The organism is Legionella londiniensis, from assembly GCF_001467825.1.
In the GTDB taxonomy this organism is placed as follows: Bacteria; Pseudomonadota; Gammaproteobacteria; order Legionellales; family Legionellaceae; genus Legionella_A; species Legionella_A londiniensis.
The window spans coordinates 272,931-295,854 of sequence record NZ_LNYK01000033.1; the positions used below are offsets into that span (position 1 = coordinate 272,931).

Sequence of the window (22,924 nt, forward strand, 5' to 3'; positions counted from 1 at the left end):
TCAACCCAATCTTTCTTTCGAATAAAAAATCCGTTGCCGGGAAAATTGACAACTATTAAACTAGCGTGTTTGATAATAAGTCATTTTGTAGGCAGGGGATCATGGAAAAAGAACATGTTCTGGAAACAGCAGTAAGTATTGATAAAAACAGCAGGCGGGTGGCCGCCGGCATCAGCCAGCTAATATTTATGGGCCGCTGGTTGCAGGCACCCTTGTATATCGGCCTTATTTTTATTCTGACAGCCTATGTCTATCGTTTCATGGCGGAATTGTTTCATCTGATTGCCCATTTCACTTCGGCCGGGGATACCCAGATCATGCTTGGCGTGCTGGATTTAATCGATGTGGTTATGATTGCCAATTTATTGATCATGGTCATTCTTGGAGGGTATGAAACCTTTGTTTCAAGGCTTAATTTGGATACACATCCAGACCAGCCCGAGTGGCTGGATCATTTGGACGCCGGCGCCATGAAAATCAAGCTTGCGCTTGCCTTAATCGGAATTTCATCGATTCACCTGTTGCGGACTTTTATAGAACCAGGCAAACAAGGAAATGATGCTGTCATGTGGCAGGTTGTCATTCACCTGACCCTGCTGGTTTCTGCTTTGACTATTGCTTATACCAATCGTTTGCTGCATAAGTAAACTGAGGAGCCTAAAAGGGATTGATGGTTTCAGACCGACAGTTAGGCAGCTTGTAAAGATCTGCCCTGTACTGATGAATGGATTTCGAAAACTATGCTTACTTCTTGCGCTGTTAACGTCAATAAAATATATTAAATATTTGATCCATAAACAGGTTTTTGCCTAAGGTGATGATATGAACAATTATGATGCGCTTCTCAAGGCCCTGGTTACCGTTATCGTTCGTTATTATCTTAGCAAAAAAAGCAGCAACATATTAAAACAGGAAAATTCTCTGGTAGACAATATCTTACAAAAAAAAGATTCTGAAATAGAATCCAAGCTTGGTCAATTTATTATTGAAGCCACCAGTGAGGAAGAGTCTATCCGGCGTTCTTTGCATGAATATATTCTTTTTACGGCGATTTCCTTAAAAAAACACATGGAGAATCCGAAATTTATTCCGGATAATGAGGGTTTGACCCATTTTCAAAAACAGTTACTTCAATTTTTGCTCACGATACAGCTTTTGGCCAAAACCTCGCAAAAAAATACGGTTGACGTAAATTACAATGGCAAGAATAGAGCCGTCTATGGTTTGCAAAATGGTATCTTTACTGCAAGCCTTTGCACTTCAGGTATTTTTTTAAAGGAAATTCTTTTTGAACCTTTGCAGTTGACTTTTGATACAGATAAGAATCATCTTAAACAAACAGTTTTACTGATGGACCAGGATCTTCGGATAAAAACCCTGTGCCAAGCAAACATTCTCCTTGAGAATAAAAATGAACAACTTGAAAGAGAACTACTACAGGAAAAAAGAAACTTAAGCGATGCAAAAGAGCATTATCAAAGAGTCGCAGAAGAGCTCAATGATCGCACTGAAAAGCTCAAAGTTCTGGAACACAGGAAGCAGGCGCTTGTGTCAGAGATGATGAAAGAAAAAGAAAACCTGGAAAATGCGAAAAAAAATTATGAAAAAGCTGAGGAAGAACTGCAGGAAGAATGGCTTAAATTAACTTCAAATTTAACCCAAGTGCAGCATGATGATTCCCAATTAAGCAAAAAGGTTACGGGAGATGAAAGTAATCTTTCAAGCCAACTCCCAACAATCCAGAAAACAAATGAATCAAAAATATTGAGCATAGGAAATAAGCCGGCAGTAAAATTATTTTGGTCTCCGTCAAAAGAGCATGGCTATAAGGTATCAGTGAGTAACCCTTTGCGGTTTATGACGGTAGCCATTCGATTATTTGCCCGTAATCTTGAAAAGCTTGTTGAGCAAATTGAAACGAGATTACAGGATGAAATAAAAGAAAAGTTAAGTCAGCAGCAGAATTCCCATTGAGCGCAATTAAGGTTTTTTCCACATGAAAATTTATCTTGCGTCCAAAAGCCCAAGGCGACACATGCTGCTGAAGCAGATGGGAGTTGAATATGAGGTTTTGGCAATAGACACTGCTGAGGAAATTCTGCCTGATGAAACGCCTGAAGAATATTCCAACAGGGTGACTCTTGAAAAGTTGGATATATCATGGGATAAGATTGTTCAAGAAAAATTGCCCCTGCTTCCTGTATTATGCGCTGACACGGAAGTGGTTGTAGATGGAGCAATTTATGGAAAACCCAAAAGCTATGATGATGCCTATAGAATGTTAAAAAGTTACTCAGGTCGAAGCCATGAAGTGATTACCACGACAGGAATAAAATTTGGGGCGCACCAACAATTGGCAACCAATATCACCAGAGTTTTTTTTAAAACAATTCCAGATGCCGAAATCGCTCATTACCTCCGCATCGGTGATTACCACGATAAGGCAGGTGCTTATGGGATCCAGAGCTATATTGGCCAATTTGTCTACAGAATCGAAGGATGTTTTTATGCCGTCATGGGACTGCCATTAAGCGCCGTAAGGGAACTGTTAAGCGGTTTGCCCAAAAACTCAGTAAAGAACACAGCAACATGATTCAGAGAATATTGCAGAAACGATGCTTTTCTTTCATTTCTGAATCAGAAGGGCAAGGAGCATCGTTTAATGTTTTTTGGGCTTCCGGGGAAGTGTGGGCAGATAATTTATCAAAGGGTTCGATTTGATTGCCCACTGCATTTTGGGACAATAAACAATTTTTCCGCAAATCGAGCTTCAGTCCATCAAGCTGTTTTTTAAATACGGAAAAGTTGCATTCGCGCCCCATATTGTTCGGCATGATTGGGAATACAATATGCTGGAAATGCTTTGCTCTTTTTTCAATTTCTTCATGATATATTTTGGCTACAATATGAGGGTTGTTTGCAAAGCAGCCGCATCCCCAGGCGCCAAGAATAACAAATTGCATTTCATTGAGTATCAATGTGTCCAGTTGGGCACTGATTCGCCGCCTGATTTCTTTTTCATATTCTTGTAAAAACTGTTGGTTGCGCCAATCAATGTCGTAACCCGCAAGTTGCGGAGCGGCTGACCGAAGTTCATAAAAAGGAAATATTTGTTCTTCAGGAAGAAAGGAAAAACTGAGCGTACTGTCAGCGATGAAGCCTTTTTTGACATTCATTTCATTCAATGAGTCTGTTTCCAGTAAAACCTCGGGGCCCCTAAAGCAAAGTTGCCTTTCGGGGTTTAAAAACACTTTATGTGCTTTTTGGATGGCCATTCCCCGTTTTTTGCCAAGCAGGGCGCACTCCTCCTCGCTCATTTCCTTCTGTCCAGTTAGAAGTTCCCTCGCTTCCTGGCTGTAACAAAAACAGTTTTCCTTCTCGTTAAAGTAAACGTCTTTTGCCGAGAGTGAATTAGCACAGGTGGTGCGCATCCACATATTTTCTTCCTGGGCGCTGCCCCCCTCCAGAAACCCCCCGCCCGGGTATTGTGAGTTAGCCATGTTCAACACGGCATAGGGCTTACCATATTTTTGGGTGGCTTTGAGGGCAGCTATGCCCCAGTCCTGCGGGGTGACTTCAACTTTGTATGGAGGGAGGGACTGCTTCGCCTGCCAGCTTGCTAAGTTGAGATTAGCCTGATCATGCATGGCTTTAAGCTTTTCATTGCTGGTTATTTGGCTGAAAGTTTTTTCAAAGCTCACATATCTCCAGTTTTCCCCTAAAAAGAAGGATAAAAATTTATTGTTTGCTTTATTTATTTTCAAAGCTTTTTGCAAATTACGATGCAATTCAGTTTTTTGCAGGGTTGTTGTTGGGTTGGAGAAAGTCATAAAAAATCGTTTTAGGGTTGGTCTCAGTTTGCTTTTCATCTTTAAAATCAGTCCTTTGTGGTTTATTGGAAATCAAATTGGTTTATTTTAATATAATTTATAAAAAAAATCATTACCTTTTCAATTCCTGTTGAAAAGAAATCAGCCAAGAACTGGATCGCGCCTGGCTGACTGAAAATAATTACATTTTATATGACAAGCTTTTTCCCATCTGTTTGGAGTCCATGATCGATTGGGTATAGTCAAATAATTCTTTTGCGTCGCCTTCGCGAATTTCTTTGGGCACTTCAGAAAAAAGCTCTGTATGTTCTGTCTCGTAATCTTCGAAGCGAGCGAATTCTTCGGCAGTGAGAAGTGCATAGGCATCCTTAAGCGTTAACAATCTTTGATTCTTATTGATCAATCCAAATTCAACAGCGCGTTCGTTCATGACTTCAACCGCCTGGGGATGACCATTGTCGACCATGACTTCCAAAGAGCAAGCCCTTTTTCTAAATTGCGGATTATCCCATTGTTGAACGTGAACGGGTTCTTTGGCAGACATAAATAGACCCAATAAGCGGCCTGGCGCATAAACCTGAATGATTTTGGCCAGGTCTTTACTGGTTGTCAGCCGCCAATCATCTTTGACTGACAGACCCAGAATGCCAGTTACTTCATTATTGTGCAGTGTCCTTTCCGCAATTGGAATTTGCCGCGGCCCGTCGCCATAGGCAATGCTTTGATAATTCTTTTCATCATATTCGCTAAACATTTCAGGATACAAGACCAGCATTTTTTGCGGCCTTACGAATACTTTTGGCTGATTCATAACCAGAATGTTTCCAACTGTCGGGATAACTGACAGGCCTTCTGTGTACCCCATTACTGTTGTTGGACAGGGAGTTGTGGAATAAAAGAATTTGCTGTCATTTTTTTCAACATAAGCGACCAAATTAAGGCAGTCCGACTTTTTACATTCTTTGGGCGCTCTGCCTAGGCATCCTGTTTCTATCGCATGCAATACTTCTGCATTGCCGGTTGTTCCACGATACACAAAATCTGGACTCTCGGGAAGTGACGCGATGACTTCCTGGTAGCCTTTCCTCCGTTCCTCTGAAGTCAGCTTGAAGTAGGATATTTTGGAATAATTGGTGATGCTCACTTTGACGGATTCTTGAAACAAACTTGATTTACTCATAGAAGAATAAGACTTAGTGAACAATGAAATGAACTCTTTACCCTTAGGCATGATGCTCCCCCAATTTAAATGAAAATAAAAAAATCAAAGTGATTATAAATGCCCACCATTAACATTTTATTAACAAAAAGAGGAGATCCGTGACAAATATTTTCCAACATAGTATATTTTAAGACCAATTATTTATTATATGAATAACTAGATTTTTATTTTTCCACGATGGAATCTTTTTATTCAACTCAAGAGGTGTAAACATGAATGAACTGATTGGTCTCGAGTCATTAGCCAGGCTACAGCAAGATAAGCTTTGGATGCTTGCCGTTGATGGCAAACTCTACAGTAAAGAGCAAGGCCCCCAAGGGTTTGAAGCACGTGAACCTGGTAGCATAGCGGGGGTTCTATCAGGTCTGCTGGCTGCCCTGGAATCTTTGAATAAACCTATATCAGTTGAAGATATCCAAAAAATACACAAAGCTTGTATGACTGGAGTCAAAAGTACTAATATCTGTGAGCCCGGTTCTTTCAGAAAAAATGATGTGGGTTTCGAAATAATACCCAATTGGGCGACAGAAAATGGATTGAAACATTTGTTGAGCACAAGGCATACATCAGCCAAAATTATTCCAGTCTATTTCGTTTCTCTCAATAACCGCATAATGCCCGTGAGCCCGGAATTATGCGGCCAAAAAAATCTTAAATTGCTCTTTAACCCTCAGGATGCTGTGACTTCGGATGATCCTTTGAAATTGAATGCGTTAATGGAGAATTTTTTTAAAAAAGAAACTGTAAGGCTCATGTATCAGCCGCCTAATGACAGCTATTTAAATCAGCAGATCAAAAGTATTGTTGATTCATATAATGAAAATAGAAAAAAAACGGGATCACAAAATGAGCAATTATTGCGGATAGCTGAAACTATCCAGCAGCTGACCCGCTTGCACCCGTTTCGCGATGGGAATAACCGCACTTTTGTTAATTGCCTCTTAAACCGGATGCTTATCGAAAACAGTTTGACGCCTGCCTTATTTTTTGAACCAAATGTTTTTGAGTTTCGTACCCCGCAAGAGCTTGCAGAAGTGATTAGGGAAGCGCAAGGCCAATTTCTTAATATCCAGGCTTATCCTAAAAAACCGGTGTTTGGCTATGATAATCAAAAAACTGCTGGCCTCGAAAAAGGCAAGTACGTCGCAATTGGGGAGCAATTTTTGCATAAACTCAATATACTGGTGAATAATCTTGGTCGCCAGTATCATAAATCAAATGACCTTGAGCGCGCTAAAAAATGTTTTCAAATAAATTATAATTTGGCCGTAGCAACAACAGGCGAGCAAAGCATGAATGCGGGCATTGCGCTTTTTAGCCTTGCGTCTATGGAAGGAAATACAAAGCCCGCCTTGCGGCATTATAGCGAGAGCATTGGAATTTTTAAGCAGCACGGAAGGGGAGATTTGAAAAACAGGGCAGAAGAAAAATGCCGTGCCATTGAAAAAATACTTGATCAAGACAATGACGCTCAAGTCATTGATAACGTGCAAAATCTCAGTCTATAAAACTTATAGAACTATCTAAAAAACCTGCAAGGTTCTTGACGGGCTTTGCGGGCGGCAAATGCGGATAAGGAAATCCCAAAAAAAGCCATCACATGGATAGAGTATGGTTTTGCTCCGCCAATTCATCCAATTGTTGGGATAATTCATCTATTTTTCGGGTATAGTGTCCAATAAGCTGCCAGGTGGCAGTGAGGAGCAAATAGCGCTCAGCGCCCTTATCGTCACAATCTGTCAATATCTGCTGATACTGCTTAAGATTTTTTTTTGCTTCCTTTAGCTCTTTTGTGATCGCTTCTCTAGCATTCATTGCATTCCTTACTTTTTAAAATATATGCAAAATTATCCATAACAGCAAAAATGATACTCAAATAAAATTGAATTTTAAATCCCTGACAAAATTCTGGCTAGAGGGTTAAGACGAGTACCCATTTTATCTTGGAATTTTGATTTTTTCCCCTGTTATTTGTGAGTCCTGATCCATCAATTTTACTGGAAATACGGAAATATCCATGCCTTCAGTCAGCAAATAACGAAATTCTGCTTTTTGATAAATACTGTCAACTGCACGTAAATCCAAAAACAAGGGAATCAATTTCCCTAAAGGCTGATGGGTTGGCACAAGAAAATCTCCCGGAGCGAGCGTGATTATTCCTGGCGTAAAATCAGTATCGATATTCACTGTCGATACGTTTTGAAATAAAGGGGAATAGTTTATCCGGATGGTATTAATGCGGGGCGCCATGGCCATGACTTGGCGCGGTGTCTCCAGTTGTTTAATCACAATGCGATGCTTTTTCAGGATATCAATGACTTTCTTTTGCGGCGCTTTGATTGCATAAGCATCTGGGATTAAGATGGTTTTTTCAATCGATACGTAATCAAAATTGGGAAAAGGCTTTTTGACAGGATGGCCGCTTGCTACATCAGTTAACGCCACTTCCCTAACAGGGTTTTGCGTATTGAGATCATAGCCATAGATTAGCCTCATTTTTTTGCCTTGAAGTTTCATTTGCTGCCTGCCATCTTTGGCAGCTCTAACGGTTTTTAAAATTGCCGGCTTCTCCTTTTGAAGTAGAGTTAAAAAACTTAAAATACTGAGCAATTGTTTTTCACTTCTAACCTTAATATTTTGAGGGGTTTCATAATAGGTTTTATTGGGGTCAAGCCTGTTTTCTACCAGCACTGAAAAAATACCCTGCATGGCACTGTAATTTCTGAGATTACTGATTTTTAATCCCCCATGCGCTACGGGTTGATCAAGTTTCAGTATTTCACCGAGATAATGCTCGCCGGGCAGGCCTTTTTCTTCACTGATGCGAATCAATTCGGGCAGGAGTTTTTGGCCAAGCCTAAGCAAATCCGGGTCAATATTTGGATTGTTGCCTACTTCGTATTGCGCTTCAGCATTCCGGTAAAACCCTTCCTGCAAAGTTAAAATTTTCTTCATGGCTGAAGACTCGTGCAGATCAAGCAAGGCATCAATTTGAAACTGCCTTAATACATTGATAACAGCTTGTGTCTCAGGATATGCAACGCGGGTAAAATCTACGTTGATATTTCCTCCATGGGCGTTAAAACGCGAGTGCTGATCACGCCCATCCGGATTGCCGTTGGCAATGATGATAAAGTTCATGTCCGGAAGATAATGCTTCTCGTTGCCGGATAACAATTGAGCGGTAAATTTTAATAAGCCTTCGCAGCCTGACGGTTCCGTACCGTGCTGGGAACCGATTAACAAAACGGCGAGCTTGTTATCTTGAGTTTTCCCGGTTTCGAGAAATTCTTTGTTACTGGACACCAGTAATGCTGTCATTTCACGGCCGCCGGCTGTTTTGCCAATGGAGATGAGCTTTGCCTCTGATGATTGCTCGGCCAATTGCTGCAAAAAACGATTAATTTCCCTGGAATCAGGCAAGGATTGATAATGCCTTGCCTCCAGAGGCGTTTTGAGTACTGATGCGTGTACTGCGAAGAAAAGTCCTGTAAGAATCAAAATGAAGCTGAAACTGAATTTTTTCATATTGCTCAAGTCTTTGGTTAATATTAAGGATTATCTCATGCCGATTTGGAATCGGCATATGCCTTTGCCTAAAGAAAACTATGGCGTGGCCTGATGGAAAAAAATTCATCCATGATTGCCAGCACCTTTCGCGAAGCCTGAAATTTCCCCTGAAACTGTGGTAAAGCCTTACCCCTCATTGCCTTGGCTTGATGGGTTAAATATTGATCAAGGCATGCTTCATTTTTAACGCGGTAACGCACGGAGAGCTCTATTTTTTTATAGTTATTTGTATCGATATGTTGCAATAGTTGCGCCGATTCAAAACCATCCAGTTCCAGCATTTCCTGAATATGCGGTTTTAGCCAGGTTATGAAAGCATCATATACTTCCTCTGAAATGGTTAAATTAACTTCATAAATGATCATGTTTTGCTCGGCAATATGCGCAGATTACAATTGAAGCACATTGGAAAAAAAACGCAATGCCTAACGAAAAAAGCAGTTCAAAATGAATGAAGAAAAAACTTATAGGACATTCTATAGTTTGATTAGCGAAGATAATGCCGTTACAATCCCGGTTGATTATTGCGCTTTTTTATTTAAAAACATCATTGACTTACGCCTTTGCGTTTCTCTTTTGGCGTAGCGATTGCGAGAGGCTGCCGGGTTTCGTAGGCGCCGGTTTGGCGCAAATCTTAAAAATATTCAGGGACGAGCCTGAATTTCTGAATTCGGAGGCAAGAATGCAAAGAAAATCACACTATCCCCATTTGCGTATTTTAATCGTCGAAGATAATACAGTGCTTCAGAAAGTAGCCCGGCAATTGTTTAAAAATATTGGGATTAAGGAAGAAAATATCCAGTATGCTGCAAATGGCCATGAGGCGCTGGAGATTATCAAGCACAATAAGCCGTTTAATATTATCTATATGGATCATGAAATGCCTGGCATGCAGGGCGATCAGGCAACAAAATTGATTCGAGAATATGAAGAATTGAATCGGTCGCAAAAAGCCTATATTTTTACTTGTTCTGCAACCTATCCTGGAATTTTTCCGGGAGCGAACGCAAGCTTACGCAAGCCTTTGCAGCCCAAAGCTTTAGAGCAGCTGGTGAGCAGCTATTTGAATTCAGAATGGTATAAAAAACCATCGATATCCATTTCCATCCAAAAAGGATTCTTTTCTTCTGCTTTGAAAGGATTGGCGAACAGGATTTTAAGCCCTAAATCATCTCCTAAAACCCCAGAGACCCCCGCTGATTCTTTGGAATCTTCTTCCTCATCTTCGCCATAATGAGTCAAAACCCGGCCGCCCGCCCCATGCTGCGGCCGGGACAGAATGCGCGATTACTGGAATTTAAGCTTCAATTCATTGTTTTCATCTTCCTTAGGGCTCGTCTTTTTTTCCAGAGAAGGCAGGCGAAATCCACCGACCGCATTGTAAAAATCATAGGAAGACTTAGACCAAAAAGACTGAATACTCAAAAGCGTTTCATCATAGTTATCTTTATCTTGAAGCGCATTCAGATCGTTTGCAACCTGTTCAGCCATTTTGGCGAGGAGCATTTTTCTGGTTCCCCAGGTTTGTGAAGCGCGTGCGTGTTTATCATCACTGAGGTTTAGCTCCTTCGTTTCTTTAACTTTGCTGGTTATGGCCGTAATCAATTTGTCTATTTCAGGGTTGCTGTAATCCATAAAGCGAAGCTCTAGGCAGGCATCAAGAATTTGCTGCTCTGATTTTTGGCACTCCTGGCTCATCTGGTAACGTTTCCAAAGTAAAGGCGCGATGACGACAGTATGGGAGACTACAAATCCGATAAAGCTTCCCGCCATGCTGTAGAGGCAGGAGCCAAGGCCAAAGCCCTCATCTGCCCATCGATATCCGGCATAAGCGCCCAATGCTGTCGCACTGATTATAGCGCCCCGTTCGGCTAATTCCTTAAAGCTATAGCGGTGGGAGGCAGAAGTAATAAGCTCTGATACCCGCGACCAGTCGATATAATAGTTGGAATAATCGGTCAGCGTATTGGCAACGGAAGAAAAAAAAGCAGGCATGATAAAACTCCTTTTTACAAAAGAGAGCAGTTTATCCGTGTGAGGAAAAAACAGCAACTTATCTGAACGCCCGCAGATTTTCATTTTTTACCTCATCCACCTCTTTTGAGGATTGTAATATGGATAACCCTAATTTATGATTTAACCAATAAGATAAAAGGACTTATTATGCGAAAGACATGCCTCTTCTTTTTGTTTCTTTTATGGTTGCCCTGCCTGAACGCCGCTGAACCATCAAGCTATGCGCCAGTGGTCATTGACGAAGAATTTAATGCCATATATAAGCGCATGTCTTCTCAAAGGCAACAGATTAATGACAAGCAGCAGGAACTCTTAAACCGCCGTTATGATTTAAGCAATAAACCGTCGAAAGACACAAAAATGTCTAATGGAAAAGCTATTCAGGAAGGCGTCAGGGTACGCTTGCCAGCCGGTGAAACCTGGGAATCTCTGGCTAAAATGACTCCGGAAGAAATTAAGGAAAAAGGGCTTTTCCCGCAAGGATTTTTGCCCCTGCCTCATCCGAATCAGGAAGAGGGCGGTATGGTTTTTCCAAAAATGGTGATTAAAGAGATTGACAGGCAGGAGAAGCGCGATCTCACGCGTTTTGATCTGGATTTTGACTTGCCGGAGCATTTTTTGCCGCCGTTTCCTGCGCCCATTTTTCTAACGACGCGTCCTGATTTGGGGGATGTTTCCAAAGGCGAGCTGGTAACCATTGAAAATTATTACCGATTATTCAACGGCATTTTAAACCCCAAGCAAATTGAAGGCTTAAGGCTCCTTGTCACGCCTTTCCCGCAGCAGCAGTTTAACCAGACCAAAGACAGGCGCACCAAAACTCCTCATCGAGGCGTTGCCTGCTTTGATTGCCATGCCAATGGGCATACTAATGCAGCAACACATCTGGTAGGCGATATCCGCCCGCAGGCATTCCGTCATCGCATCGATACGCCGAGTTTGCGCGGCGTTAATATTCAGCGTTTATTTGGTTCCCAGCGTGCCCTTAAAACGGTTGAAGATTTTACTGAATTTGAGCAAAGAGCCGCTTATTTTGATGGGGATCCGGTGATTGCTACCAAAAAAGGAGTGAATATCCTGGAGCGTGGCAGCCAGGTGCATTTTATGGCGGAATTTCAGGAATTACTGGATTTCCCACCAGCGCCCAAATTGAACTGGGAAGGCAAATTAGACCCAGCCAAGGCAACTGCTGCTGAGCTTCGCGGTCAGGAATTGTTTTTTGGTAAGGCAAAATGTGCTACTTGCCACACTCCTCCCTATTACACTGATAATTTAATGCATAATTTAAAAACAGAGCGCTTCTATAAAACGCAAACTTACAATGGCAGGACAGCAGCGGCTGATGGCCCCATTAAGACTTTTCCCTTGCGCGGCATCAAAGATTCACCACCTTACCTGCACGATGGACGCCTGTTAACCTTGGCTGACACTGTCGAATTTTTTAACCTGGTATTGCAATTACAATTAAATGAACAGGAAAAAGAAGATTTAACCGCCTTTTTAAAAGTGCTCTAGTGCCGTTATTTTAGCGCTTCAAGATGAGTTTCTACACAGGCACCAAGCACATTCAGTGCATAACCGCCTTCAAGTACAGAAACAAGGCGGCCAGCACAGCTTTTTCTTGCTATCGTTTTGATTTGTTGAGTCAGCCAATGATAATCACTTTCTATAAAGCGCAAGGTTGATATCGCATCATCTGCATGCCCGTCAAATCCTGCGGAAATCAAAATCAGTTCCGGATTAAATGCTTCGATGGCATGAATCACTTTTTGTGAAAATTTGGCACGTAACTGGCTTCCTGTGGCCCGGGCAGGTAAGGGGAGATCAATAATATTATCTGCTTTAGGAGGGGGTATTGCAGGATAAAGGAAATGCTCATATAAAGAACAAATCAATATTTGCTTGTGATTTTGAAAGATATCATCGGTGCCATTGCCGCGGTGGGCATCAAAATCAATAATGGCAATGCGGTTTAGCTGATGAACAGCCAAGGCATGCGCCGCGCCCACTGCTATATTATTGAAAAAACAAAACCCCATGGCACGATTGTGTTCTGCGTGATGTCCTGGCGGCCGGATACTGCAAAAGGCGCTTTCGACTTTATTTTCAAGCACCATGTTGACTGCTTTTATCACAGCGCCGGCTGCAAGAAGTGCGGCATTAAGGGTGCCGGGATTCATCATGGTGTCTGGATCAATCCTGACAAATCCTTCTTTAGGTGAACGGTTAAAGATAGATTCGATATATTGCTTATCGTGTACGCGCTCTAATTGCGCTCGTGTAGCTTTGTGCGCAGTTTCCCAGACTAAAGAAGACTGGATTGCGCTTTGCGAAAGATTGTCATTGATGACTTGCAGGCGCTCGGGGCATTCAGGATGAAAGTCTCCCGTGTTGTGGAGCAGGCAATCCTTGTGAGTAATAAAAGCAATAGCCATGATCATCCACCCCGAATATTAAATGCCAGTGACCGATTTTCCTTCCCAAATCCTTCTGTCGCCCCATAGCCTCATGCGCCATGCATTAAATTCGACAATATTTTTAGAGTTCATCATCAAATTCACCTCTGGGCTGACATTCTGCAGATACCATTTAAACGTTTGCCGCGCTTCATCATCCTCTGGAGATATTTCAAACATCAGCTTTTCGTGTCCGAAGCGATCAATCAAGGCAAAAATAACATCACTGCGCCAATCTTTTGGATTTTCAATGCCTTCTGTAATTCCCTCTGATTCAATCATCAGCATGTAAGCTCCGGCTTCAAAGAAACGCTCTCCTTCTTCAAGCAAATTATCTATCGTTTTGGAGGTCTTGAGGCGAGTTTTATAATCCAGCTCTTTCGTTCCGCCTCCTGCGCCAGACATAAGGGTAATTTCAGGTTTAGGCTTTAAGCCGATTTCTTTGATTTTTTTGACCACTTTAATTTGCAAATCGAGAGGAAAGTCTGAAGCCTTGCTGAACATGCCGCTTGAAACCTCAATCACATCAAACCCTAACTCTTTGGTTTGGCTTAAATAGCGTTCCACATTGCCTTCATCCTGGATAACAATGCGCTCGATAAAGCCGCCGGTATTCACATAGACTTGGTGTTCATGAGCAATGGAGGTAAATTGTTTTACTGTATCGATAGGCAGCAAAGATTGTGTGCCCCCGGCAAATTTAAACCCATCAATATAATATCCCCAGGTTTCCAATAAGTTTTGTAATTCGCCTGTGGTGGTTGCCTCATAATAGGGGCCGCGAATTTCAACCAAGCCTTTTTTCCGTGGCTTCGGAGGCAGCTCCTTAAGATCCACAAATTGAAAGCTTCTAGGGTAATGATTCATTGCGTCTCGCCTCCACGGTAATTTCATGTTTATGAATGCAGGTATTTGATAAACCAGTCTCTGGCCAGGTTTGCGACAGTATCCAGTGTGCCTGGTTCCTCGAATAAGTGGGTTGCCCCCGGTACAATTTCGAGTTGGTTGGTGCAATGCATTTTTTCTCTGGCAGCTTCATTCATTTCAATAACCTCTTCATCCAGTTCGCCGACAATGAGCAAGGTTGGAGATTGAACCAGAGTTAAAAATTCCGCAGCTAAATCAGGCCTCCCGCCGCGTGAAACAACAGCCTTGACTATGTCTGATTTTTCTGCGGCAGCGACTAATGCCGCGCCTCCTCCTGTACTTGAACCGAAATAACCAATTTTTAATGGAGGCAGGTTTTTTTGGCACCAGTTAGTGGCCAAAATCAGCCGCGTAGCCAGTAAGCCAATATCAAAACGCAAATGACGGGTATGGGCGTCAATCGCTTCTTCTTCTGTCGTGAGGAGATCAAACAAGAGCGTTGCAAGCCCTGCATCATTCAAATAATGGGCGACATACTGATTGCGAGAACTAAATCGACTGCTGCCGCTGCCATGCACAAATAAAACGATTCCTTTTGACTCTTCAGGTATGCATAAAATACCTTTTAGCTCGACATCCCCTCCAGGGATAGTGATGTCATGTTCTTCGTTTGGGTGAAATGATGTCATGGTATTTCCTGCCTAGTCTGTGTACTTGCCGTTTTGCTTTCCCAGTAAAACTGCCACTTCTTCATCTGTGGTTTGTGAGAAATTGTCATACCAAAGCCCCACGGCGTAAAAATTAATCGGTTTTAAAGGACAGATTATTTCATCTACTTCTTTTGCCATTTCCGCAACAGTAGATGCCGCAGCTACGGGAACTGCAAGTACAATGCGTTTCGGATTTTGTTTTTTTAACGCCTTAATCGCGGCGCGGGTTGTGGCGCCTGTTGCAATTCCATCATCAATCAATATCACTGTCTTGCCTTTTAAATCCGGAAAAGGATTCTCACCGCGGTAGTTCTCCTCACGCCGTTTCAGTTCTTTTTCTTCAGAGGCAATCACTTCACTGATTGCTCCAGGAGAAAGGTTCAATTGGGAGACAATTTCATCGTTGTAATAAGTAACGCCTCCTGAGGCGATGGCGCCCATGGCTAATTCTTCATGACCAGGTACGCCTAATTTTCTAACAATAAACACATCCATAGGGATCAAGAGTGCTTTCGCAATCTCATAGGCAACCGGCACCCCGCCGCGCGGTAGGGCCAAAGCAATGGTATCCGGTTTGTTTTTATAAGCGCTTAAGAATTTTGCGAGTTTTTTGCCAGCGTCGTGCCGGTCGATATACTTATCCATATGTTTCCTTAAGAAGGCAATTCGCTTATCCTGTACTCTTTCCTATTAGTTCTAGTCAAAAACGATCACAAAGCAAGCCGGCAAAATTCTTTGCCGGCTTTTCTGATTTTATGGGGTCACACTAAAATAGGTGGTGTCGTATAAGTAACAATACCAGAGGGTTTGGGTTCCGGCGACATTGACGTTAATGGTCGTCATGTCCAAAGTTTCAAGCGCAGGCTGCCTTTCAGTGTAACAGACGCGGTTTGCTCCATCCAAAGTGACATAATAATAAGGCGTTGTTGCTGTATAGGTAGTCGGTAAATAATAAATGCCTTCCCGTTGTTCAAGAATTACTGGAGCCCCTGTAATGATGATTTTATCGGCAAAGGTGGGCAAGCTAAAAAGCATCAGGCCAAGCACAATAAATGTTGATATCCAGGTTTTCATTTGTTCACTCCTTTGAAAAATGAGCTTGCTAACATTTTAATTTTAGCACCAAATTGATTTTAATTTGCACAATAACGATTTTTTATATAAAAAATTTATATAAAAAAACAGCCGTCTGTTTTATTAAGTTATTGTTTAGGGAATCAAAAAATAATCTTGAGATTAAAGAATATAAAAAAGCCCTGAAGAGGGCTTTTTTAGCGTGTCAGTCTTATATTGGCGGCGGCGGTCGCCTTCCACCCAGCAAACTGACTATCAGTAGAATCACAAAAACAACAATAAACAGGTAGAATAATAGTTGTGCAATTCCAGCAGCGGCAGTAGCAATGCCGCCAAAACCGAAAACTGCAGCAATGATTGCAATGATGAAAAAGAAAATTGCCCAGCTCAACATAACTCTCTCCTTGAATATATTTCCTGGCTCTTGACGTTCAAATTGGTCAGAGTATATTTATAGTTTAGTAAAACCATAAAATTTTGCATAAGCTGACTTCCTTGGCTACCCTAATTAATACGGTTATCAAGTTTTATGGCGTAACATTGTTTTTTAATTTTTTAAAGGATGAAAAAATTATGAATAAGTTAAAATTAAAGGCAGTAGCTGTCCTGTTATCCGGTGGCATGGTCAGTTTTGCCATGGCTGACATGCACAATAACCAAAATAATAATGCGAATCTTCAAAATGGTCAGCCAGCAGCAGCGCAAACTGCACCAAATGATGCGGCCTTGACCAATGATATTAAAGCCGCCATGTCTGATTATGCCGACAAGGTGAATGTTTCTGTACGGCAAGGCGTGGTGTATCTTGCAGGCGAACTGCCCTCTGACACAGACTATGAAAAAGTCATTATCATGGCTGAATCTGTAAAGGGAGTTCGTGACGTCAATGTGGATGCGCTTACGGTTAAGGAAAGCCAGGCTCCATTATACGACACTTATATTACCGCCAAGGTCAAGGGTCTCTTGATTCAAAAAGACATCATGGGTACAGACATCCCAAGCTGGACCTTGTCTGTGGAGACTAAAAACGGAATAGTATATTTATCTGGCACAGTAGCGAATCAGGATGAAAAACAGAAAGTGCTGGATTTAGCTAAATCAGTGCAGGGCGTGACTTCGGTTGAAGATAAAATGCAAATCGCAACCGCATCACCTGCTTCCGGCACCAATACGAATGGTACCATGATGCAGCAGAATCAACCCCAAGACAATCAGAGTACTCCTGCCAATGGTAATGACAATACCCAGAATATGAGTTATTAAACCAAACGGCGGTTTCATTCAGTTTAAGATTTTAAAAGCACATGGGTTTCATGTGCTTTTTTGCTGGTTATAAACGTATCGTGATTTTTGATAAGGAGCCTTATGCCTTCGTTTGATATCGTGTCAGAGATTAATGAAACAGAATTGCGCCACGCAGTTGAAAATACCAAAAGAGAAGTAAGCACCCGCTTTGACTTTCGCGGCGTTGAGGCAGATATCACACTTGATGAGCTGGCAGTTACCCTTAAATCCGAGTCTGAATTTCAGGTTCGTCAGCTGGAAGAAATGTTCCGTAATCATTGTGCCAAACGTGGAGTTGATACGGCAGGAGCAGAAATCGACGATGAGCCTCAGCACAGCGGTAAAACTTTTTCCCTCACGATGATATTTAAACAAGGTATTGATCAACCTACTGCCAAGAAAATTGTAAAAATAATCAAAGACAGCAAAATCAAAGCACAAGCAGCAATCCAGGGTGATAAAATTCGTGTGAGCGGCAAAAACCGTGATGATTTGCAGGCTGTTATAGCCTTATTAAAAAAATCGGATATCGAACTGCCATTACAGTTTAATAACTTCAGAGACTAGGCAAGGCTTACAACTTCTTATGGAAATCCAGGGGCAAAGGCCAGGGACTTGTTAATCAAGCTAAAACTGGTCTAACATTAAACATAGAGGTAATGATTTACCCTGACTGAACCAAAATACACTGAAGTATGGGTGATTGCGTTGTTCTGTGGTGTGCAAGCCTGAAAATTCAGGAAGCCTGAAGCAGAACATAAGTCACATTGTTGAGAAGCGATGCGGCTCAGAGAACAGGGGATCATTGCCTGCCTTGCTTTGCCCCCTGGTGGCTCTTTCCTGTATGCGTAAAAAATTTGCATTTTTTAGCTAATTTGGATAGGATGGTCAAAAAACTATCCTTTTGGTTGTCATGCGCTTTATCGCCTTTGTCTTCATTTTCCTTGGTTCATCAGTTTATGCGGCTCATTATAAGGTTAAGCTTGGTAATGAAACCGTTATCATTCAACAGATTCAGAATGGCCCTGGAAAAGCCTTTATCCATGTTCATCAGAATGAAACTACGGCTTTTGAAGCTGCTAAAATGGTTGTTCAAGAAAAAGGCGGCAGTTTAATCACCCTTCGCCATACAGGAGGAAGAAATATTTCTTTTCATTTACATGGGAAGCGTTATGAATTTGATCCCAATCGAATTTTCACCGATCAAGGAATAAAAAATACCTTAACCCAATTTGGTCCTTATTCAAGGGAAGCACATCAAGTTGTCAAACGTTTGGCGAATAAAATTATTTCATTATTGCCCCCGGGCAAAATTATAGCGGTGCATAATAATCGCTCTTATTCGCTAAAAGACTATCTGCCGGGACACAGCTACGCAGGTGAAGCTGAATCCATTCATTTTCATGATAAAGCCCATTACCGGAATTTTTATCTTGTTACCCGAAAGCAAGATTTCAATCGGCTAAAAAAGCTCAATTTTAATGAAATTCTGCAATCACCGCAGCCTGAGGATGATGGCTCTTTGTCTGTTTATTTAGCAAATAGGGCATATATCAATGTTGAGGCAGGTTTTGATCAGCTGAAGGCGCAGATTAAGATGTTGAAGTGCGCTTGACAGGAATTTTGTTGATTAATAAAACTTGATGTATAATTATAATACATCAATAAAGCAAGGAAGCCGATATGAAAAAGTTAGTTCCAGCCTTATTTATTATTGCTGCATCAATCTTTCTAAGCAGCTGTACGGTAACGACAACCACGTACACACCCGCTACAACCACCTATGTCGGATTTGGTTACCCTTCATATTATTGGGGAACCCGTTATTATACCGGTTACCGTTATTGGCCAAGATACCGTTATTTCCGTTATTACAGCACACGCACTTATTATGGACCCCGTGCCTGGTATTATTGGTAATCGCCTGCCAGGCTGCATGCTTAGTCTGGTATGAGTCAAAGCTTATTTTGGTTTAAAACGGTGACTTAGCCGGGGCGCAGAAAAAATTAAGCCCGCATCTGCGGGCTTAATTGGCTCAAACCCATACAAGTCATTCTTTGGCTCTTGAGACATATTCGCCTTTACGGGTGTCCACTTTAATCAGTTCGCCGATTTGGACAAATAAAGGAACGCGTACCACGGCACCTGTTTCAAGCGTTGCAGGTTTACCGCCGCCGCCTGAAGTGTCTCCTTTTAAACCGGGATCTGTTTCTGTGACTTCGAGAATAACAAAATTGGGCGGGGCGACTTGCAAGGGTTCATTGTTCCACAGGGTCACCGTGCACATATCCTGTTCTTTTAACCATTTGGCACTGTCTTCTACAGCTTCGGAACCTGCCGCGTACTGTTCAAATGTTTCAGGCACCATAAAATGCCAATATTCTCCATCATTGTATAAATATTGCATTTCAACATCGACAACATCAGCAGAAGGCAGGGATTCTCCTGACTTATAGGTGCGTTCAACAACCCGGCCAGTTTTTAGGTTGCGCAATTTGACCCGGGTAAATGCCTGTCCTTTACCTGGCTTGACAAATTCACAGTCAACAATTGTACAGGGGGCGTTGTCTACCATGACTTTTAAGCCATTTTTAAATTCATTTGTACTGTAGAGTGCCATTCGTGCTCCATGATTGAGTTTTTTTTACAAATTCGTTAAAGTTCGCACAGTTTACCAACACTATAACATGAATGCGAGATTCTAAACCAGATTGGCAAAAAATCCTTGCTGAAGGATTTGCCAGTGCGCATGAATTACTGGATTTTTTGCAGCTGCCTCATACTTTAGCAAGCGACGACGCACAAAAGCAATTTAAAACCAGGGTTCCTCAAGGCTTTGCAGCGTTGATGGAACCGGGCAACCCCCTTGATCCCCTATTATTGCAGGTGTTGCCACAGGCTAAAGAGCTCACTCTTGATGCCGGCTATGCGACTGATCCATTACAGGAAGCCAAGGCTAATCCGCTGCCGGGATTAATTCATAAATATTCAGGCCGCGTGTTACTAACGCTGGCAGGAGCTTGCGCCATTAATTGCCGCTATTGTTTTCGCAGGCATTTCCCTTATGAGAACAACAATCCCGGCAGGCATGGCTGGGATCCGGTGCTGCAGTATATTGCGCATGATAACACCATAAGCGAAGTTATTTTAAGCGGAGGGGATCCCTTATTGGCGAAAGATGCGCATCTTGCCCCTTTGATTAGCCAACTGTCTGCCATTTCCCATGTTAAGACTTTGCGCATTCACAGCCGCATCCCTGTCGTATTGCCAGAGCGTATTGATGACTCTTTTCTGAGGTTGTTTGAGGATTTTTCCTTACAGAAGGTCATGGTATTGCATTCTAATCATCCTCGCGAGCTGGATGATCGGGTATTTGCCGCAAGCCGGCGCCTACGCGAAGCCGATATGCTGCTTTTAAATCAATCTGTGCTGTTGGCCGGGGTGAATAATAACGCGGACATACTCGTGCAATTAAGCAGGCGCTTATTTGCGTGCGGAATATTGCCTTATTATTTGCATTTGTTGGATAAAGTTCAGGGCGCTCATCATTTTGATGTTCCGCTTCAAGAGGCAAAAAAGCTCTATCAAGTGTTGCAAAGCCAATTGCCTGGCTATCTTGTGCCGCGCCTGGTCCGGGAAGAAGCTGGGGTGGGGCATAAGACGCTCATCCTGTGAGGACACGCCCACCTAATTGCCGGCTGTTTCACTGAAAAGTTCCAGCAATTTTTCTTGCGCGCTGTAGTTGCCGTCACGGAGAGGTTTATAAGTTCCATCGCTTTGCATCTCCCAGGCATCTTGATTATCTTTCAGATAATTTTTGAGAATTTCCTGTTTGACGCGCTTACGGCAATGCTCATCAAGAATAGGAAACATGATTTCAATGCGCTTGTATAAATTTCTTTCCATCAGATCGGCGCTGGCGCAAAAATAATGTTCGGCATCCGCAATTTGAAAATAATAAACTCGGTGGTGCTCAAGAAATCGGCCAACAATGGAAATAACCCGTATGTTATCGGAAATGCCTTTTATGCCCGGACGCAGGCAGCAAACGCTGCGAACAATAAGATGAATTTTAACCCCGGCCTGGGATGCTTTATACAAGGCCTGAATCATGGCCTTGTCAGTCAACCCATTTATTTTAATTATAATTTCTGAGTTTTTCCCTTTTTTTGCGGCCGCTCTCGCACATTCGATATAGTGCAGCAGGTTTTTTTGCAGGGTAAAGGGGGAATGGCATAATTCTTTGAGCCGCACTGTACGGCCAAGGCCTGTTAATTGCTGAAAAATAATCTGGATATCAGAGGTGATGGCAGGGTGGGCAGTCAGTAAGCCTAAATCAGTATAGCGCTTTGCGGTTTCTTCATGATAATTGCCGGTGCCTAAATGGACATAACGCTTTAATTTGCCATGCACGCGCCGCACAACCAGGGTCATTTTGGCATGCGTTTTAAATCCAACAACGCCATAAAGCACGAGGACGCCTGCTTCATGCAGACGGTTGGCAAGCCGTAAATTGGATTCTTCATCAAAACGGGCTCTTAACTCAATGACGGCGGTGACTTCCTTGCCAGAGCGGGCTGCCTCTACCAAGGCTTGCACCATGACGGAGTCATATCGGGTGCGGTAAAGCGTTTGCTTGATGGCAAATACATTGGGGTCAGCTGCTGCAAGACGAACAAAATCAATGACGATGTCAAAGCTTTGAAAAGGATGATGCAGCAGAATATCCTGTTCATCAAGGACATTGAACAGATTTTGCTGGTAATTTTTCGGAATGGGATATTGCGGCTGAAAAACCGGGTAATTTAAATCAGGTCTTGGTATGCTGTTGATGGCTTTTAAATAGCGCTGGATATTAACTGGCCCATCGCAGTAATACACATCCTCATGGCGCAAATGATATTTCTGCAGCAGAAAATCTGTGATGTGCTCCGGGCATTGCTTGTCTATCTCAAGCCGCACCACATGGCCGTAGTGACGGGAAAATAGCTCGCGCTTGACTGCGGCAGCAAGGTCTTCAGCTTCTTCATCACGCAATGCCAAGTCGCTGTTTCTTGTCAAACGAAATGCATAACAGCCATTGATATCCATGCCTGGAAAAAAAGAATGAATATGCGTTTCAATAATGGAGGCAAGATAGACAAAATGACTGCCATCCTGGTATAGCTCTGAAGGCAAGTGTATCAAGCGCGGCAAAGAACGAGGCGCATGGATGACAGCATAATTAATGTTTCGGTCAAAAGCATCCTTGCCGCTTAAAGAAACAATAAAATTCAAGCTCTTATTGAATAAACGGGGAAAAGGATGGGCGAGATCCAAAGCAATAGGGCTGACGATAGGTAAAATTTCGTTTTTAAAATAATGCTTTGCCCACAACTGGATGTCTTCTGTCCAGTCTTTTTTTTGATAAAAATGGATGTTTTCCTTTTTCATTGCAGGCAGCAGTTGCTTGTTGAAAATACCATAGAGCTCATCAATGAGCTGATGCGTTCTTTTGCTCAACTCATGCAACAACTCATCAGCCATTAATCCGTCAATGCTTAAATTGAATGAGGAAATTGCAATTTTATCCTTGAGTCCTGCAACCCGGATTTCAAAAAATTCATCCAAATTCCCGCTGCATATACAAAGAAAACGCATCCTTTCAAGCAGCGGGATGCGCTCATCGCGGGCGAGCGCTAAAACTCGCTCGTTAAAGGCAAGCGCTGTTAGTTCGCGGTTAATATAGTATTGTGGATGATCCAATGACGCGGCCAATTAAGCCTCCGGTCTTGATTGCTCTTTAACTATAGAAAAGCTTAAATCGAAGATTTTGTAAAGACAGGGACAGTGTTAAACGGCAGTCAACAGAGCAGAGCCGCCTGCCGGTTTATGATGAAAAAAGGATATGTGGCA

At 42.4% G+C, this 22,924-nt stretch carries 26 protein-coding genes; 12 read left to right on the forward strand and 14 right to left on the reverse strand.

Annotated elements, in window-relative coordinates:
- Nucleotides 1–101 precede the first annotated feature (101 nt).
- The 3 genes from Llon_RS10700 to Llon_RS10710 all read left to right on the forward strand — a co-directional run bounded on the left by Llon_RS10700 (nucleotide 102) and on the right by Llon_RS10710 (nucleotide 2,593).
- The gene (locus Llon_RS10700) at nucleotides 102–647 is read left to right on the forward strand and encodes a TIGR00645 family protein (protein ID WP_083503326.1); all 546 of its coding nucleotides are present in this window, start codon (nucleotides 102–104) and stop codon (nucleotides 645–647) included.
- Nucleotides 648–822: 175 nt separating this feature from the next.
- Nucleotides 823–1,974, forward strand: a complete 1,152-nt coding sequence (locus Llon_RS10705; protein WP_058530036.1) for a hypothetical protein — start codon at nucleotides 823–825, stop codon at nucleotides 1,972–1,974.
- Between the two features lie 22 nt (nucleotides 1,975–1,996).
- On the forward strand, nucleotides 1,997–2,593 hold the full coding sequence (locus Llon_RS10710; protein ID WP_065238316.1) for a Maf family protein: 597 nt from the start codon (nucleotides 1,997–1,999) through the stop codon (nucleotides 2,591–2,593).
- A gap of 1 nt (nucleotide 2,594) precedes the next feature.
- On the opposite strand, the gene Llon_RS10715 is transcribed toward Llon_RS10710, so the two are convergent.
- Both Llon_RS10715 and Llon_RS10720 read right to left on the reverse strand, forming a co-directional pair.
- Nucleotides 2,595–3,869, reverse strand: a complete 1,275-nt coding sequence (locus tag Llon_RS10715; protein WP_058530038.1) for a poly(ADP-ribose) glycohydrolase domain-containing protein — start codon at nucleotides 3,867–3,869, stop codon at nucleotides 2,595–2,597.
- A 142-nt stretch (nucleotides 3,870–4,011) separates the two neighbouring features.
- On the reverse strand, nucleotides 4,012–5,061 hold the full coding sequence (locus tag Llon_RS10720; RefSeq protein WP_131754665.1) for a hypothetical protein: 1,050 nt from the start codon (nucleotides 5,059–5,061) through the stop codon (nucleotides 4,012–4,014).
- Nucleotides 5,062–5,264: 203 nt separating this feature from the next.
- Here Llon_RS10720 and Llon_RS10725 point away from each other — a divergent pair, with 203 nt between their 5' ends.
- A complete protein-coding gene (locus Llon_RS10725; protein WP_058530040.1) occupies nucleotides 5,265–6,560 on the forward strand; it encodes a Fic family protein in 1,296 nt (431 codons plus the stop codon).
- 88 nt (nucleotides 6,561–6,648) lie between these two features.
- On the opposite strand, the gene Llon_RS10730 is transcribed toward Llon_RS10725, so the two are convergent.
- The 3 genes from Llon_RS10730 to Llon_RS10740 form a co-directional block, all read right to left on the reverse strand.
- Nucleotides 6,649–6,867: a hypothetical protein gene (locus tag Llon_RS10730; protein WP_058530041.1), complete on the reverse strand. Its 219-nt coding sequence runs from the start codon at nucleotides 6,865–6,867 to the stop codon at nucleotides 6,649–6,651.
- Nucleotides 6,868–6,990: 123 nt separating this feature from the next.
- Nucleotides 6,991–8,580, reverse strand: a complete 1,590-nt coding sequence (locus Llon_RS10735; RefSeq protein WP_058530042.1) for a M14 family zinc carboxypeptidase — start codon at nucleotides 8,578–8,580, stop codon at nucleotides 6,991–6,993.
- 68 nt (nucleotides 8,581–8,648) lie between these two features.
- Entirely contained in the window at nucleotides 8,649–8,987 is a 339-nt protein-coding gene (locus tag Llon_RS10740; RefSeq protein ID WP_058530043.1) for a DUF4286 family protein, read from the reverse strand.
- 82 nt (nucleotides 8,988–9,069) lie between these two features.
- On the opposite strand from Llon_RS10740, the gene Llon_RS11570 reads away from it, so the two are divergent.
- Together Llon_RS11570 and Llon_RS10745 are read left to right on the forward strand one after the other, a co-directional pair.
- A complete protein-coding gene (locus Llon_RS11570) occupies nucleotides 9,070–9,207 on the forward strand; it encodes a hypothetical protein (protein WP_160149094.1) in 138 nt (45 codons plus the stop codon).
- 97 nt (nucleotides 9,208–9,304) lie between these two features.
- Nucleotides 9,305–9,856 carry a response regulator gene (locus tag Llon_RS10745; RefSeq protein WP_160149093.1) on the forward strand — a complete coding sequence of 184 codons (552 nt, stop codon included), beginning with the start codon at nucleotides 9,305–9,307 and terminating at the stop codon, nucleotides 9,854–9,856.
- Between the two features lie 53 nt (nucleotides 9,857–9,909).
- On the opposite strand, the gene Llon_RS10750 is transcribed toward Llon_RS10745, so the two are convergent.
- Nucleotides 9,910–10,617 (reverse strand): hypothetical protein, encoded by a 708-nt coding sequence (locus Llon_RS10750; protein WP_131754664.1) that lies wholly within the window; start codon nucleotides 10,615–10,617, stop codon nucleotides 9,910–9,912.
- 168 nt (nucleotides 10,618–10,785) lie between these two features.
- Here Llon_RS10750 and Llon_RS10755 point away from each other — a divergent pair, with 168 nt between their 5' ends.
- Complete coding sequence (locus Llon_RS10755; protein ID WP_058530046.1) at nucleotides 10,786–12,153, forward strand: hypothetical protein; 1,368 nt, start codon at nucleotides 10,786–10,788, stop codon at nucleotides 12,151–12,153.
- A gap of 5 nt (nucleotides 12,154–12,158) precedes the next feature.
- On the opposite strand, the gene Llon_RS10760 is transcribed toward Llon_RS10755, so the two are convergent.
- The 6 genes from Llon_RS10760 to Llon_RS10785 form a co-directional block, all read right to left on the reverse strand.
- Nucleotides 12,159–13,073 (reverse strand): histone deacetylase family protein, encoded by a 915-nt coding sequence (locus Llon_RS10760; protein ID WP_058530093.1) that lies wholly within the window; start codon nucleotides 13,071–13,073, stop codon nucleotides 12,159–12,161.
- 18 nt (nucleotides 13,074–13,091) lie between these two features.
- Nucleotides 13,092–13,961: a phosphosulfolactate synthase gene (locus tag Llon_RS10765; protein WP_058530047.1), complete on the reverse strand. Its 870-nt coding sequence runs from the start codon at nucleotides 13,959–13,961 to the stop codon at nucleotides 13,092–13,094.
- A gap of 29 nt (nucleotides 13,962–13,990) precedes the next feature.
- Nucleotides 13,991–14,650: a dienelactone hydrolase family protein gene (locus Llon_RS10770; protein WP_058530048.1), complete on the reverse strand. Its 660-nt coding sequence runs from the start codon at nucleotides 14,648–14,650 to the stop codon at nucleotides 13,991–13,993.
- A 12-nt stretch (nucleotides 14,651–14,662) separates the two neighbouring features.
- Nucleotides 14,663–15,316 carry a phosphoribosyltransferase gene (locus Llon_RS10775; protein WP_058530049.1) on the reverse strand — a complete coding sequence of 218 codons (654 nt, stop codon included), beginning with the start codon at nucleotides 15,314–15,316 and terminating at the stop codon, nucleotides 14,663–14,665.
- A gap of 108 nt (nucleotides 15,317–15,424) precedes the next feature.
- The gene (locus tag Llon_RS10780; RefSeq protein WP_058530050.1) at nucleotides 15,425–15,745 is read right to left on the reverse strand and encodes a hypothetical protein; all 321 of its coding nucleotides are present in this window, start codon (nucleotides 15,743–15,745) and stop codon (nucleotides 15,425–15,427) included.
- A 211-nt stretch (nucleotides 15,746–15,956) separates the two neighbouring features.
- Nucleotides 15,957–16,139 (reverse strand): DUF1328 family protein, encoded by a 183-nt coding sequence (locus Llon_RS10785; RefSeq protein WP_058530051.1) that lies wholly within the window; start codon nucleotides 16,137–16,139, stop codon nucleotides 15,957–15,959.
- A gap of 179 nt (nucleotides 16,140–16,318) precedes the next feature.
- Between Llon_RS10785 and Llon_RS10790 the strand changes: the two genes are divergently transcribed.
- The 4 genes from Llon_RS10790 (at nucleotide 16,319) to Llon_RS11510 (ending at nucleotide 18,949) form a co-directional block, all read left to right on the forward strand.
- Nucleotides 16,319–17,008 (forward strand): BON domain-containing protein, encoded by a 690-nt coding sequence (locus Llon_RS10790; RefSeq protein ID WP_131754663.1) that lies wholly within the window; start codon nucleotides 16,319–16,321, stop codon nucleotides 17,006–17,008.
- Nucleotides 17,009–17,110: 102 nt separating this feature from the next.
- Complete coding sequence (locus Llon_RS10795) at nucleotides 17,111–17,596, forward strand: YajQ family cyclic di-GMP-binding protein (RefSeq protein WP_058530053.1); 486 nt, start codon at nucleotides 17,111–17,113, stop codon at nucleotides 17,594–17,596.
- Between the two features lie 346 nt (nucleotides 17,597–17,942).
- On the forward strand, nucleotides 17,943–18,644 hold the full coding sequence (locus tag Llon_RS10800; protein ID WP_058530054.1) for a hypothetical protein: 702 nt from the start codon (nucleotides 17,943–17,945) through the stop codon (nucleotides 18,642–18,644).
- 68 nt (nucleotides 18,645–18,712) lie between these two features.
- A complete protein-coding gene (locus tag Llon_RS11510; protein WP_131754662.1) occupies nucleotides 18,713–18,949 on the forward strand; it encodes a hypothetical protein in 237 nt (78 codons plus the stop codon).
- A gap of 130 nt (nucleotides 18,950–19,079) precedes the next feature.
- Here Llon_RS11510 and efp read toward each other — a convergent pair whose 3' ends face one another.
- Nucleotides 19,080–19,649 carry an elongation factor P gene (gene efp, locus Llon_RS10805; protein ID WP_058530055.1) on the reverse strand — a complete coding sequence of 190 codons (570 nt, stop codon included), beginning with the start codon at nucleotides 19,647–19,649 and terminating at the stop codon, nucleotides 19,080–19,082.
- A gap of 71 nt (nucleotides 19,650–19,720) precedes the next feature.
- Here efp and epmB point away from each other — a divergent pair, with 71 nt between their 5' ends.
- Nucleotides 19,721–20,704 carry an EF-P beta-lysylation protein EpmB gene (gene epmB, locus Llon_RS10810; RefSeq protein ID WP_058530056.1) on the forward strand — a complete coding sequence of 328 codons (984 nt, stop codon included), beginning with the start codon at nucleotides 19,721–19,723 and terminating at the stop codon, nucleotides 20,702–20,704.
- Between the two features lie 12 nt (nucleotides 20,705–20,716).
- On the opposite strand, the gene ppk1 is transcribed toward epmB, so the two are convergent.
- The gene (gene ppk1, locus Llon_RS10815; protein ID WP_058530057.1) at nucleotides 20,717–22,786 is read right to left on the reverse strand and encodes a polyphosphate kinase 1; all 2,070 of its coding nucleotides are present in this window, start codon (nucleotides 22,784–22,786) and stop codon (nucleotides 20,717–20,719) included.
- Between the last annotated feature and the right edge of the window lie 138 nt (nucleotides 22,787–22,924).